Annotated in this window: 10 protein-coding genes; 4 read left to right on the plus strand and 6 right to left on the minus strand. The window is 67.4% G+C overall.

Features of this window, described 5'->3' with window-relative positions; all coding sequences use genetic code 11:
* Positions 1 to 388: 388 nt before the first annotated feature.
* A complete protein-coding gene (locus tag ABNF93_RS27560) occupies positions 389 to 1,606 on the plus strand; it encodes a Gfo/Idh/MocA family protein (RefSeq protein ID WP_349331111.1) in 1,218 nt (405 codons plus the stop codon).
* A gap of 39 nt (positions 1,607 to 1,645) precedes the next feature.
* Here ABNF93_RS27560 and ABNF93_RS27565 read toward each other — a convergent pair whose 3' ends face one another.
* The 4 genes from ABNF93_RS27565 to ABNF93_RS27580 form a co-directional block, all read right to left on the minus strand.
* Entirely contained in the window at positions 1,646 to 2,689 is a 1,044-nt protein-coding gene (locus ABNF93_RS27565; protein WP_349331112.1) for a hypothetical protein, read from the minus strand.
* Positions 2,686 to 7,419: an excinuclease ABC subunit UvrA gene (locus ABNF93_RS27570; RefSeq protein WP_349331113.1), complete on the minus strand. Its 4,734-nt coding sequence runs from the start codon at positions 7,417 to 7,419 to the stop codon at positions 2,686 to 2,688. Before ABNF93_RS27570 ends, ABNF93_RS27565 begins: the two co-directional genes overlap by 4 nt.
* Before the next feature lie 14 nt (positions 7,420 to 7,433).
* The gene (locus ABNF93_RS27575) at positions 7,434 to 8,321 is read right to left on the minus strand and encodes an aminoglycoside phosphotransferase/kinase family protein (RefSeq protein ID WP_349331114.1); all 888 of its coding nucleotides are present in this window, start codon (positions 8,319 to 8,321) and stop codon (positions 7,434 to 7,436) included.
* A 315-nt stretch (positions 8,322 to 8,636) separates the two neighbouring features.
* Positions 8,637 to 9,092, minus strand: a complete 456-nt coding sequence (locus tag ABNF93_RS27580) for a carboxymuconolactone decarboxylase family protein (RefSeq protein ID WP_349331115.1) — start codon at positions 9,090 to 9,092, stop codon at positions 8,637 to 8,639.
* Positions 9,093 to 9,260: 168 nt separating this feature from the next.
* Between ABNF93_RS27580 and ABNF93_RS27585 the strand changes: the two genes are divergently transcribed.
* The 3 genes from ABNF93_RS27585 (at position 9,261) to ABNF93_RS27595 (ending at position 12,955) form a co-directional block, all read left to right on the plus strand.
* A complete protein-coding gene (locus ABNF93_RS27585; RefSeq protein ID WP_349331116.1) occupies positions 9,261 to 10,133 on the plus strand; it encodes a sigma-70 family RNA polymerase sigma factor in 873 nt (290 codons plus the stop codon).
* A gap of 230 nt (positions 10,134 to 10,363) precedes the next feature.
* Entirely contained in the window at positions 10,364 to 10,792 is a 429-nt protein-coding gene (locus tag ABNF93_RS27590) for a hypothetical protein (RefSeq protein ID WP_349331117.1), read from the plus strand.
* A 201-nt stretch (positions 10,793 to 10,993) separates the two neighbouring features.
* Positions 10,994 to 12,955 carry a glycosyltransferase gene (locus ABNF93_RS27595; protein WP_349331118.1) on the plus strand — a complete coding sequence of 654 codons (1,962 nt, stop codon included), beginning with the start codon at positions 10,994 to 10,996 and terminating at the stop codon, positions 12,953 to 12,955.
* Here ABNF93_RS27595 and ABNF93_RS27600 read toward each other — a convergent pair.
* Both ABNF93_RS27600 and ABNF93_RS27605 read right to left on the minus strand, forming a co-directional pair.
* A complete protein-coding gene (locus tag ABNF93_RS27600; protein ID WP_349331119.1) occupies positions 12,942 to 13,775 on the minus strand; it encodes a class I SAM-dependent methyltransferase in 834 nt (277 codons plus the stop codon). The two genes, ABNF93_RS27595 and ABNF93_RS27600, sit on opposite strands and share 14 nt — an antisense overlap.
* Positions 13,776 to 14,159: 384 nt before the next feature.
* The coding region (locus ABNF93_RS27605; RefSeq protein WP_349331120.1) for a UDP binding domain-containing protein at positions 14,160 to 14,463 on the minus strand (304 nt) is incomplete at its 5' end.

Consider the following 14,463-nt stretch of genomic DNA (forward strand, 5'->3'; position numbering starts at 1 on the left):
GGTGAGCTTTCTGTCACAGCATCCAACGCGACGTGGCCAACACTGCGTCTGCCAGACACTGTGTATCGTAGACACAGTTACTCGGTTCGGCAAGCCGACATTTCGCGTCCGGATCGCGGACGCCGAAGGGCTAGTCGCGATCTCCCTGCAGCGAATCGCGAGCGAGCTCAGCTACATCAAGGTGTCGCTCTACCGGTGGCGCATCCCGGCGGACGTCGGGGGAGCAAGCCATGGGACCAGGCGAGTCAGCCTGGTGTCCTGCTTCGGTCCGGGAGTGGTCCGGGAGTGCGGTGGCCCGTAGCCTGTCTCGGCGCCCTCACGTGGGTGTGAACCCGGCAGGGCGATCCCCGCTCGTACACGACCAAGACCAGCGGCAAGGATGATCTACATGAAGATCGGCGTCATCGGTACCGGGCAGTTCGCCCGCAGTTTCATCTCGTTGTGGCAGATGCATCCCGACGTCGAGGCGGTCTACGCCTGTGACCTCGTTCCCGAACGGGCCAAGGAGCACCAGGAGAAGTACGACCTGGCCGGCACGTTCGCCGACGTCGAGGAGATGCTGGCCTCCGACGTGGACTCGGTGGCGGTGATGACCCAGCGCTGGACGCACGGCTCGCTGGTGCTGCAGGCCCTTGAGGCCGGCAAGAACGTCTACTCCGCGGTGCCGATGGCGATCACCGTCGAGGAGATCAAGGCGATCGTCGACAAGGTCACCGAGACCGGGCTGATCTACATGATGGGCGAGACCAGCTACTACAACCCGGCCGTGGTCTGGGCCCGCGACAAGGTCGCCGAGGGCGCGTTCGGACGGGTGTTCTACGCCGAGGGCGACTACGTCCACGACATGGACAACGGCTTCTACGCCGCCTACAAGTACAGCGGCGGCGAGGACTGGAAGAAGACCGCCAGCTACCCGCCCATGCTCTACCCGACGCACGCGATCGGTGGCGTCCTCGGCGCGCTGCCGACCTACGCCACCAGCGTCAGCTGCATCGGCATCGTCGACGATCGCGGGGACGGCGTCTTCGACAAGGACGTGTCGCTGTGGGGCAACGACTTCTCCAACATGAGCGGGCTGTTTCATCTCGCCGACGGCGGCGCGATGCGCACCAACGAGTTCCGCCGGGTCGGCTACTGGCAGGGGCATGAGTCCCGGTTCCGGTTCTACGGCACCGATTCGGTGATGGAGCAGACCGGTCACGGCGCCACCTGGAGCATCAAGACCGAGGGCGAGGACTACCGCAAGGGCGACACCCTCGACATCAGCGATCTCTTCTACACCCGCGAACGTCAGATGCCGGAGGGATTCGGCGACGTCGACCCGGCACTGATGCAGAGCTTCGCCTCCGGCACCGCCAAGGTGCAGGACCGCAGCCGGCTGCCCAAGGAGTTCGAGGGCGCGCACAACGGGCACGAGGGCTCTCACCACTTCCTGGCCGACGATTTCGTCCGGGCGGTGACAACCAAGACGCAGCCGCCGGTGAACGCCTGGAAGGCGGCCCGGTTCACGCTGCCGGGTGTGATCGCGTTCGAGTCGGCCCGCCAGGGTGGTGCCCGGTTGCCGATCCCGGACTTCGGGGACGGCCCGGAGAATCCTGCCTGGTAAACCCGGCAGGCGCCGGACGCGAGCCGGGAGGTTGCCCCGCTAGTAGCGCCGCCGCCCCCGTCTGTAGGGCGTGAAGGCGGCGGGCTCTTCGTTGCCGATCCAGTCGCCGTCGGCGAGTCGGCGGAGGCTGGCTTCGAGGTCGAACGTCAGCCAGCGGGACAGCTGGGGGTGGGCGTAGTGCTGCCAAAGGCCGTACGGCCCTCGCAACGTCTCGAGGTAGGCGACGAGCTCTCGCACTCGTCGGTCCTGCGGTGAGACGCCGCATCGGGACGCGAGGTCGAGGAGAAAGGCGAGATCGAAGGTGACGTAGAAGGTGACCTGTCCCATGGCCCGTTCGAGCCCGACGAGGCGGGAGACTTCCCAGCCGAGCGTCGATTCGTCTCGGGTCTCGCGGGCGAGGAGATGGTCGACGCCGATGCGGGCGGCGTCCGATCGTCTCCGCTCGGGGTGCAGCGCGAAGCAGGCGACGGCGCCGGTCGTCGACGATCGGCACCCAGCGCCTCGGGTGAGTCGCCGGTAGTCCTTCTCCGGCGGTGAGGGGCGTCCGGGACCGCCGAGATCGGCTTTGGGTCCGGACGGCCAGGACCCGTCGGGGAGGCGTACGCCCAGGAGCCACTCGTAGGCGCGTTCGGCACGAGGGTCGGTGGCAAAGCCGGCGGCGGCGATGCCGCGCAACGGCACGACGGTCTGCATGGGGACGAACCGCGGGCCGTCTGATGGGGCCAACTGTGGCTGTGCCTTCCGGGTGGGCTTGGGTGCGGGCTGATCGTTGTCGTCGTCGAGCCACAGTCGCCACGACCCGTCCGCCTGCTGGCGGGCGAAGATGGCGTCGACCGCGTCACCCAACTCGGGGCCTGCGTACCCGAGGTACGCGAGCTGACAGAGCAGGTAGCCCGCGGCGTTGGGCCGGTGGCGCGCGGCTTCGAGCCGAGCGAGGAGCGACCGGACCACAGCGCTCTCGCGGATCTCGGCGCGCGACGCCTGCACGTCGTCGTTGTCAGCGGTGATTCCCTCGAGCTCGACCGCCGCGCGCCACTGGAGCGACGGGGACGGATCTCCGAGCAGGAGCGATGTCATCTTCATGTGAGGGCCTCGAGGAGGTACGGCGCGGTGGCGGTGTCGGCCTTGGCGAGTTCTTCGGGTGGGCCCTCGAAAACGATCTCGCCACCGTCGGGTCCGGCACCGGGACCCAGCTCGATGAGCCAGTCGCAGGTGGCGAGCAACATCGGGTCGTGTTCGACGACGAGGACGGTGTTGCCGGCGTCGACGATCGTGTCGAGGGCGCGAGCAAGCACGGCGACGTCGGTGACCTGCAGACCGACGGTGGGCTCGTCGAGGATGTAGAGGCTGCCCTCCTTGGCGGGGCGGGCGAGCTGTTTGGCGAGCTTGAGTCGCTGCGCTTCGCCGCCCGAGAGGCTCCAACCGGGCTGGCGGACGATGAGGTAGCCGAGGCCGAGCGCGAGAGCGGCGTCGCCGACGCGGTGTACGGCGTCGATGTCGCCCCACTCCTGGACGAGTTCGCCGATGGTGAGGGCTTCGATGTCGGCGAGGGTTCGGCCCCGCTCGACCAGGGCAGCGACCTCGCGGCGGTAGCCGGAACCGCCGCACGCCTCGCAGATCTGGGTCACCGACGGCAGGAACGACATGCCCTCCTGCCACGTCCCCTTGCCGCCGCAGGCGTCGCAGCCGTAGGCGAGGTCCTTGATCGTGATGCCCTGCTCGCGGGCCACTTCGCTGGCGGCGAACGACTTGCGGACCGCGTTGATGAGCCCGAGGAACATGCCGGGTGAGGTGATCTCGGCGCGGGCCTGGTCGGCGACGATGGTGCGGGCGGGCGCTCCCGAAATGGCGTCGTGAACGCCGGGCTGGACGCGGATGACACCGACGCCGGTGATGTTGGTCTTCGGTCGCGCCAGCCCCAGCGCGATCGTGTCGACGACGAGCGAGGACTTTCCCGACCCGGACACACCGCACACGCCGACCTGCACGCCGAGCGGGATGCGGACGTCGAGGCCGCGCAGGTTGTTCTCACGTACGCCCGTGACGTGCATCCACCCAGTCGGCACCCGGCGGTCGCGGCGAGGGACCGAGATTCCTCCGTCGCGCACCGCCCGGGTGACCGACTGGTCGCTGTCGAGATCGATGAGGCGGCCGCCGGCACGTCCCGGACCGGGGCCGATCTCGAGGACGTCGTCGGCGGCGCGGATGAGCGTCGGGTCGTGTTCGACGGCGATCACGGTGTTGCCGGCGTCGCGCAACTCGCTCAGGGCGCCGGCGAGCGCGGCTACTTCTGAGGGATGCAGCCCTCGGGACGGTTCGTCGAGCAGAACGGTCATGCCGACGAGCCCGCCGCCGAGCACCGACGCCAGCTTGATCCGCTGCGCCTCGCCCGCGGACAGGTTCCAGGTCATCCGGTCCAGCTGGAGATAGCCCAGCCCGACGGAGCCCAGGAAGCCGAGACGTTGCAACGCGACTGCGCGGGCGTTCGCCGCGTGTTCGTCGTCCGGCTCGTCCATCGACGCCAGTAGGTCCTCGAGCTCTGTGAACGACGCCGAGAACAGGTCGCTGCGGTCGCGGCCATCGAGGCGAATCGCCAAGTACGCGGCGCGCAGCCGCTTCCCGCCGCACTCCCGACACGGGAACACCGTGGTTTCCTTGCCGCCCAGGTCGTGTTGGGCCCAGTGGTTCAGGCCGACCCAACCCTCGACGCCGAACAAGATCGCGTGCCGGGCCTCGTCTGACATCTCGGACCATGGCGTGGTGGTCGGGTCGAAGTCGTAGCGCCTGATGAGCGCCTGCAGGAACTGGTCCGCGGAGGTCACGTGCACCCACGCGAGCGGTCCGCCGAAGATTCCCGAGCCGAACGGTGCGTCCGGCTTCACGATCACCTTGTCGAAGTTGAATTCCCGCTCGACGCCGAGACCGAGGCACTGCGGGCAGACGGCCGCGGGCGACCCGATGAGGTGACGCGGCTCGATCGGCACCGCGCTCGTCGCGCAGTCGTCGCAGGCCCACACCCCTTCAGGCTTAGGTGAGGTACGGCAGACGTTGTCACCACCGCACGCGAGGCAGGTCCTCACACCGGCGCGCGCCAGGACGAGCGTGATGAGGCGGTCGAGGTCGCTGGAGCGGCCGACGGTCGTCCGGGCCGCATGCTCGGCGGCAGGCCCACCCGGACCGAGGTTCGTCCCGCCCGCGTCGATGGTCATCGTCGGGCCCAGCCCGGTGAGCGAGTCGACCGGGGCTTCCGGTCCCTCGCGTACCGACTGGCGCTCGTAGACCGACAGACACTCGAGCAGTCGCCGCGTGGCTTCGGCGGCGACGACGTCGTGGACCAACGACGACTTGCCCGAACCCGACACGCCCGTCACGACCGTGAATCGGCCCTTGGCGAAGTCGACGTCGACACCCTGCAGGTTGTGGGCGCGGGCGTCTCGCACCCGGATGGCGTCGCTCGAGCGTCGGACGGCGCGTGGCTTGGCCCGCGGCGTGACTCTTGGTTGTTTCTCGGCAACGGGTGGGCCGCTGTGCTGCAGACCTCCGCCGTCAGGGCCACCGCCCGGGCCGAGATCGATGCGCCAGTCGGCGGAGGCGATCACGTCTGCCTGGTGTTCGACGACGACCACCGTGCAACCGTTGGCGGTCAGTGTGTCGAGCACGTCGAGGAGCCGGCCAAGGTCTGCGGGGTGAAGGCCGGTCGTGGGCTCGTCGAGCAGCACGAGGTCGCCGGACTTTGCCTTGGTCACCTCGCGAGCGAGGCGGACGCGTTGCGCTTCACCGCCGGAGAGACTGGGTGAGGCTTGCCCGAGCGTGACGTAGCCGAGCCCGACCTCCTGCAGAGTCGCGAGGATGCGCGTCACCGACGGGTGCTCGGCGAACAGCGTGTGGGCCTCGTCGACGCTCAACTCCAGCACGTCGGCGATCGACCGACCTTCCCACGTTGCTTCGAGGACCTCCGGCCGGTAGCGGCGGCCGTCGCAGGCCTCGCACGGCATCCAGATGGGCGCGAGGTCGCTGAGGCTGATGGCGACCGCGCCCATCCCCTCGCACTCCGGGCACGCCCCTTCGGCTCGGTTGAACGTGAACTCCGACGCGGACCGCCCGGTCTCGTTCGCGAACACGTCGCGGATTCGGTCGAGCACCTTCGTATAGGTCGCCGGATTCGAACGCGGGTTGTTGCCCAGCGGCTTCTGATCGACGGCGATCGCGCGTACGGCTGGAGCGTCGAAGGTCGAGCAACCGATCGGTGCGTTGGCTCGGATCGAGGCCAGCAACACGTCGCGGGCGAGCGTGGTCTTGCCTGCTCCCGACGGGCCCGTGATGACGGTGAGCGCCCCGAGCGGGATCTCGTAGTCGAGGTCGCGCAGATTGCGCAGGTGGGCACCGGTGATGCGGATCCGCCCCTCCGCGAGTGGCCGGCGCGCACGACGCGTGCGCGCCGTCGCCGAGAAGCCGCGACCGGACGCCGTGCCGGCGCGCCACAGTTCGGCGGGCGTCCCCTGGAAGACCAGTTGGCCGCCGCCGCGGCCTCCGGCCGGGCCGATCTCGACGACATCGTCGGCCATGGCGATCGCGGCCCGGTCGTGTTCGACCATCAGGACGGGCCCCGGCAACGACGCGATGGCATCCAGCAGGCGTTTGAGATCGGTGTGGTGCAGCCCGATGGTCGGCTCGTCGAGGACATGCAGGAGGTCTTCGAGCCGGCCCCCGAGCACGACCGCGAGTCGCGTCCGTTGCGCCTCTCCGCGCGACAGTGTCGGCATCGACCGGTCGAGGCTGAGGTGGCCGAGGCCCAACGTGACCAGCGGCCTCAGTCGCCGCAGCAGCTCATCCTGAATTCGTGCAGCACGCAGGCCGACTGGCAGGTGGTCGACGAACTCGAGAACCTCGCTCACCGAACGGGCCAGCAACTCGGTCAGGGTGACGCCGGCGATGCGATGCGACGACGTGTCCAACGGGGGTGTGGGGATCGTCCCCCCACGAGGCAGCGGGGGTGTGGGGATCGTCCCCCCACGAGGAACCGCCGCGTCGCGAAACGCGGACGGCTCCAGCGGCCGGACCCAGGCGGAGCACCTCGGACAGATCGGCTCCCGCAGCACCGGAGTACCGCCGAGACGGACCTCCGGTGAGCCCAACGCGTCAGCACGCTCCAGCGTGGCGCGAACGTCCGCCGCCGACGCTCCCTGTTGCAGCGTGGCGACGCGTACGACCACGTCGTGCGGGACCGTCGGGTCGAGCCGCGGCACGCGGCTGGAGTTGTTCGCCGCCCACGGACGCCCGTCGATCGTGACCGCATCGAATTGCCCGCGCAGCCCGGCAAGCAGACGCGCGTGGCTGCGGCGAAGGCTCCGCACCACCGCCACCTCGACCTCGACAGTGCCCGCGGTCGCGAGCATGTCCAAGGCGATCGCGAGCCGCTCTTCGCGCGACACCGCCCGTACCGGCACCTCGCAACGCGGGCAGGAGACGTCGGCGAATCGGGCGTAGAGAATGCGTAGGAACGGGTGCAAGCCAACCGACGTCGCCACCGTCGAAGCCGGATTGACGTTCAGCACGTTCTGGGCAATCGCGACCGCCGGCCCCAACCCCTCGATGCTGCGTACCTGCGCGGCCGGCACGCGTCCGCCTCGACGGCCGAGTGCGAGCGTCTCGATGAACCGGCGCCGCGCCTCGGTGTAGATCACGTCGAACGCGAGCGACGACTTCCCCGAGCCGGACACGCCGACGACGGCAGTCACGCCGGGCCCGAACGTGACGTTGACGTCACGCAGGTTGTGCTCGGCCGCGCCCAGAACCCTCAGCTTTCCCACCATTTCGCGAACGCCATCTATCTGCGAAACGCGGCTCTGGTCGCGGCCGCAGCTGCGTGGATGTACTCGGGGTTGAACCACTTCCAGTCGACTTCGGCGCCGCCGTCGTGGTGCCTGTCGATGTGACGCCGGTACGTGTAGGCCATGAGGTACAGCGGCCGCTTGCGCATCACCGCCTCGAGTCGGTCGAGTTCGTCGTCGGTCAGCTCGATGTGTCGGCTGTAGGCGTTGACGCCCGCGTCGATCGCTTCCTCATTGAGCCAGGTGCCCCACATCAGGTAGGCGAAGTCGGCGAGGCGCGGACCACGCCCAGATCCCATCCAATGGATTGCCACCGGACCTTGCTCGGTCACGACCACGTGATCGGGGCTGGCCATGAGGTTGCCGTGGAGCAACGCCTCGGGAAGACCGTGAGCGTCATCGGCCGCGCGCACCTGGTCGCGGAGCTGCTCGAATCGCTTGCGATGGGCCTCCGCGACCTTCGTGTCCGCCGCGTCGAGAAACGACAGGGAGGCCAGCAGGTCCTGACGCGGGCTGCCTTCACGGCTGGGGTCATCCCCCAACGCTTCTGCGGGGTTGTCGTGCCGCTCCAGGAATCGCAGGATCGCGGCGTCGCCCTCGGTGCCGGCCCTCGGACGGGCGGGGTGAAACGCACGGGCGATCCACGGGTCGCCGTCATTCCTGTCGATGCGGAAGACGTACGTGGCGTGCAGACTCAGCTTCGTCGCCGCCGTCGCGTCGATTTCGTACCGATCCCGTAGATGCGCGAGCAGCCGGTCAGCGGCGGGCACGTGGTCCATGCGCGCACCGAGGCCCTCGAGATCGGTCAACGCCCCGGTATAGCGCTGCCCGGTCTGCTCGGCGTGGCGCCGGACGACCTTCTTGAAGCTTGCGTGCCTGGTCATGACAAGCCTCCTCTGAACACCTTCGTCCCCCAGCGACGCGGTGGTGGAGAGAACGGCTTGTGATATCGACGACCGAGAGGGCGAATTCCCCTTCGTCAATGGAACTCCGACTGGGGCGGGATGTTCCACAGCTCGGCGACCGGTCACCGCCGTGGCGGCACAATCGCTGACCGACGCAGCACTTGTCAAGCGTTCGACTGCGGGTCGAGATGCCACCGAAAGTGCTGCGATCGGCGATGCCGGTGCCGGCATGTCCGTTCGTCTGAAGGGAACAGACGCACGCGTACGACCGTCCGCGTGCCGCCCTGTTCGGCGTCAGTCCCACCGGGTCCCGGCCGGCACCCGGAGAGTTGTGTTGATGCGGTTGAAGAAGTTGGTGACCGCCACCATCAGCACCAGGGCATGGAGCTGCCCCTCGTCGTAGTGCCTGGCGGCCTCCGCCCAGATCTCGTCGGTGACCGCGCCGGGTCGGTCCGAGAGCCGGGTCGCGGCCTCGGTGAGGGCGAGCGCCGCCCGCTCCGCGTCGTCGAAATGCGGACTTTCGTACCACGCGGCGAGGGCCAGTAGCTTCTCAGGTCCGATACCGGCCTTCCTCGAGGTCTCGGCGCCGGCGTCGACGCAGGCGCTGCAGCCGTTGATCTGGCTCGCGCGCAGATGCACCAGCTCCAGCGTCTGACGGGGTGCGCCCCCGGCGTAGATGGCCTTGAAGAGGTGCTGGACGCCGGTGGTGACGTCGGGCTGAACCCCCGCGTTCTGGATTCGTGCTTTCATCGTTCCTCCGTGGGACAGATCGTGGATCTCTGGACGGCACTACGACGTACGGCGGCGGCAGGAGGTAACGCCGGCCGCGGCGGGAAGTAGCACCGGTCCGGGCGTTACCTCAGGGGCTCGCGATGCGTCCTGATTGGTGACACAGCCGCCCGCGCCGGGGGGAAGACCGTGACTGAGCAAGAACAGATCGCCGCCGAGTTCGAGAGCCGTCGTTCCTATCTGCACGCGATCGCGTTCCGCATCCTCGGCTCGCACGCCGACGCCGACGATGCCGTGCAGGAGGCGTGGCTGCGCCTCGCCCGCACCGGCGGAGGGGGTATCGAAGACCTGCGCGGCTGGCTCACCACCGTGACCGGACGGATCTGCCTCGACATGCTCCGCAGGCGCGGCGTGCGGGGCGAGCAGCCGCTTGAGCTGAGCGTCGGGGTGCTCGGGCGGGAGGACGCCGGGGGCTCCCGGGCGGATCCCGAGGAGGAAGTCCTGCTCGCGGACTCCGTCGGCCTCGCGCTGTACGTCGTCATGGACGCCCTCACCCCGGCCGAGCGGGTGTCCTTCGTCCTCCACGACGTGTTCGAGATCCCGTTCGACGGCATCGCCGCGATCCTCGGCCGTAGCACCGCCGCCACGAAGATGCTGGCGAGCCGGGCACGCGGACGGATCCGTCTGGGGAAGCCGGCGGCCGCAGCGGAGGCGGCGGAGCAGGAGGTCGTCGACGCGTTCCTCGCGGCAGCCGGCCGGGGTGACATTGCGGGACTGCTCGCCGTGCTCGCCCCCGATGTCGAGCTCCGGCAAACCAGCCCCGCGGGGAGCCGTGTCGTCCGCGGCGCGAACGAGGTCGCGGCTAAGGCGACGCTGGGCGCACGCTCGGGCGCACTGGGTCATCCGGCGGTCGTCGACGGTGCCCCGGGCATCCTCATCACGGTGGGCGGGCGGCCGGTTTCGGTCATGGCGTTCACGGTCACCGGCGGCGCCGTCACGGTGATCCGCCTGCTGTCCGACCCGGGCCGGTTGGCCCAGGTCGTCCCCTCGTGGGTCGCGTGAGACAGCGCGTGTGGGGCTGACCAGTTGGCCGTGGTTGGATCCCGCGACTGGTTGCCTGGGTGACGTCGTTGTGGAACCATGCGGCGGTGAATATATTCGTGCTCTGCACCGGTCGGTGTGGATCGGTTACATTCTCTCGGGCATGCGGGCACCTGACCAACTACACTTCCGGTCACGAGTCCCGAGCCCGGCTTGTCGGCCCGGAGCGGTTTGACTTTCCGGCGGACCACGTGGAGGTCGACAATCGGCTTAGCTGGCAGCTCGGGGCTCTCGGTGCTCGATACAGCGACAGCCCGGTTCTGTACGTCCACCTCCGCCGAGATCCTGACGCCGTTGCCCGTAGCTTTCTCAAGCGCTGGAACTCTGCGTACCGCGCATCGATGATTCGCGCTTTCGGACACGGAATCGTCAAGCGTGTCAAGGATTGGCCAGAGGAGCGGCGCCTCGAGGTTTGTCGCCACTACGTCGACACCGTGACGGCCAACATAGAGACCTTCCTTCATGGCCGGACCGCCATGACGATGTGGCTCGAATCTGCCGAAACGGACTTTCCATCCTTTCTCGACCGCATCAATGCGAAAGGGGACCTCGAGGCAGCTTTGGCCGAGTGGAGTGTCAAGCACAACGCCTCGAAGAAGCCTGCCCTGTCGTCAAGTTAGCCTCAATCAATTCCGATCTAATTAGTAGGCATTGCCTGCGATTCGGACTCGACCGATTGCTTGTTGTGAGTGGAAGCCAGCTCGCGGCCGGGCCTTGGAGACCTACGAGCTGGCTTCAATGTGAAGCCCTGCGCTCCGCAGCCAGGTGATCCTGCAGGTCAACGGGCTGCTCATCATCGCGACGATCCAGGGGAGGACCGCATGCGTGTGCCTGACATCAGCGTCATCATTCCGGCGCATAACGCGATGCCGTATTTCACCAAATGCCTTGATTCCGTCCTTACGCAGTCGCTCGGGACCGAGCGTATGGAGCTCATCGTGGTCGACGACGGCTCGACTGACGGCACCGGAGAGGAGTTGGACAGGTGGGCGGCTCTGCACCCGGATGTGATCCAGCCAGTTCACCAGGAGGCGTCTGGAGGTCCGGCAGCCCCACGCAACAAGGGTCTCGATCTCGCCCGGGGTCGTTATGTCTACTTCGTCGATGCAGACGACTATCTCGGTCGCGAGGCGTTGGAGCGGCTGCTCCGGACCGCCGAGACAAACGCCGCTGACATCGTGCTGGGTAAGATGAAGGGAGTCGGCGGACGCGGCGTGCCGGAGTCGATGTTCCGTAGCAACCAGCCCGATGCCGATCTCTTCAGCTCCAGGGTCTATTGGACGTTGTGCTGCTTGAAGCTGTTCCGTCGAGACCTGCTCGAGGAGCACTCGATACGTTTCCCCACCGATCTGACGAACTGTTCGGACCAGCCCTTCTCCGCGTTGGCATACCTTCGGGCACGCCGGATCTCGGTCGTGGCCGACTATGACTGCTACTTCGCCATCCGCCGCGACGACGGCAAGCACGTCACCAGGTCGGGCGGCACCGAGTCCCGGCTCACCGTCCTGGAACGCATGTGCGCGCTGTTGGCCAGTGAAGTTCCCGCGGCAGACAAGCGCGAGCACCTGCTGCGGCGACACTTCGAGTTGGAGCTGCGGCACGTGATGAGCCACCTCTCCAGAGAAAAGAATCGGGCCAAGAAGGAAGCGTTGTTCGCGCGGATCGTCGCACTTGTCCGAACCCATCTCACGCCAGAACTTGCACAGCGGCTGCACCCGTGGTCGCTCCGGCTCCGGTATCACCTGGTCGAACGCGAGCTCCTTGACGTCCTGATGGAGGTCCATCTCTTCGAGCGGAGCTACCGGCCTTTCAACCTCACAGTCGAGGGTGATCGCTGTTTCGCCAATCTGCCGTACTTCCGCGATCCCGACGTGTCGATTGCCGACAGGTACTTCGATGTCACCGACTACCTGACGGTCAGCCACCAACTGATGACGTACACCCTCACGGGATCCGAGCTGCACCTTACCGGCACTGCTGGGCTCGATCGGGTGCTCGCTCCAGAGGACTCCACGATTGAGATCGCTGTCCGTGAGAGGGACACCGAGGCCCCGGAGTACTCCGTGACTGCGTCCCACACTGACGAAGGAGGATTCGAGGCACGCCTGAACATCCTTGACGTGGCCGACGGCAGGCCACTTCCCGACGGTATCTGGGACCTCTATCTCAGAGTCAGGCGTGGTGGCTTCACCAGGACAGCCCGGCTGGGAAGCCAGCGGACGTCTGAGCTTCGGACCACCACAGCCCTGCATCTCGCCGATGACGGCAACGCTGGCCTGCAGGCGGTAGCGACCTACTTCACCGTTCCGTACGGAAACCTCAGCGTCGACATCGGCGAGAGCAAACATAGTTTGAGCGACGCGGTACGGCTTGACCGCGCGGTCTGGGACGGCACCTCGCTTGCTGTTGATGGACGGTTCGATCTCGTCGACCACAACCCTGTCGCGGTCGCGCTCCACGCCGAGGGCGGCATCATCCGGACCAGGCCCATCGTGTCCGACAGCGGGAGGTTCACCGCGCGGCTTGATGTGGACGATCTCCCCGAAGGAGAGTGGACGGTGCACATTCGCGTGGGGACGACCGACACCTACCGCGACATCCCCGTCCCGTCTCAGCCCAGCCTTACTGGCGGCGTCCGGTGGGGAAAGCCGTTCCAGTGGCCGAGGTATGCGCGGCAGGTGCCGGACTCCGCGAGCCTTGCCATCCGCGTTGGGCGGATCAACCTTGTATGGCGGGCACGGCGTGCCGGATCGCGGGTTCTACAGCGACTCAGCGGCGTGTAAGTAGCGCAGCGCCCTTCTCCAGCGAGATGTTCTCGACCACGAGGCTCGGGTAGTCATTACGCCACCGTTCGACAACGGCCTTCTCCTTCGTACGCGCGTAGTCGTCGAGAACGATGTGCGCACTGGCGGCCAGTCGGTCGTACAGCAACGGGATCGACGGGTAACGCGCGTTCCGCGACAGCTTGCTTGGTGGCCCGTCCACGAAAAGCAGATCGATACCGTCGAGGTCCTTCCAAGCAACTTCCGCGTACCAGTCGATCGACGAGCCGTCGAACGCGAACGGCTCCAGGGGTGCGCGACGAACCTCGGCGAGGTTGCCTACTTCGTGCCTGCGGAGAAGCTCTTCGGACTGTTCGGCGTATTCGGCAAGGTGCTCCAGTGCCACGACCTTGCCGTCGATACCGAAGCGGCGCATGGCAAGCGCGAGGCAAAGGGTGGACAGGCCGCTCCCACACTCGACGATCATTCGTGGCCGGTGGCGGTCTACCAGGTCGACCAGGAACAGCAACAGATCAGGTGAGGCCGGGAAGCCTCTGGATGCAGGGAGCGCGTGCTGAATGTCGAGGATCGCGTAGAGGTTCTGCATCGCCTCGACCTGCCGGAAGGTCTTGCGAAGGTCCCGGCGAACAAGGTTTCCGGTCGCGTTGAGATCTGCATCGATCTTCGACGTATCGAGTCGCGATACGCCTGCTAGAACCCTCTGGAGCAACCGGTGTGTGGTGACGATGGTGGCGAGGGTGCCAAGCACCAGGAGGCCGAGGACGGCAAACAATACTGCTGTAGCAAGTCCGATGGCCGAACCGGCTGCTGCGAGTGTCACGATCGCCAGCCACGCAACGCCACCGATGGCCGCATACCCACGCATTCTCACTGGCCGGTCCGTCCAATCGTCGTAGTCCGCTCGTGCGCTCCACACTCGCGGGCGGGTCTCCTACGTCTCCGTGGGCCGAGCCGCGCGGTGCCCATCGGGCGATGGTAGGGCACGGCACGGCCCCATTGCCACGTGGGCGGCCAACCAGGTCGCAGCGCTCTCGCCCGAGATCCAGCCATGATCTGGGCACGTCCCGTCAGCGGCGCTTTGATCCGAAAGAGGACTACTCCGGATCCGCTCGGTGGGAGCCTGGATGCCGTCAGGTGCCCCACTTCGTGGTCGAGTGATGACGTCATGGTCGGCGGTGTACTCGGGGTGGTGAGAGCACGATGGTCAGAGCACCTCGGCTGTCCCGTCGCTGACGCCCCGGGTGTCGAAGAGTAGTCGGGCCGCTCGGAGTGTTTTGGGGTCGTAGGCGGTGTGGGCTTGGAGCAGGAGGGTGACGTCGGCGGTGTGGAGGGCTTGGTCGAGGTCTCCCACTCGGGGCACTTCGGTGTCGTCGAGGATCCAGTGGTCGACGTAGGGGTCGTGGAAGGTGAGGTGGGCGCCCATTCGGCGGAGTCGGCGGGCGACGGGGCGGGCGGGTGATTCGCGTTGGTCGGCGACGTTGGGTTTGTAGGTGACGCCGAGGATCGGC

It is taken from the genome of Actinopolymorpha sp. B9G3 (assembly GCF_040120725.1).
Lineage (GTDB): Bacteria > Actinomycetota > Actinomycetes > Propionibacteriales > Actinopolymorphaceae > Thermasporomyces.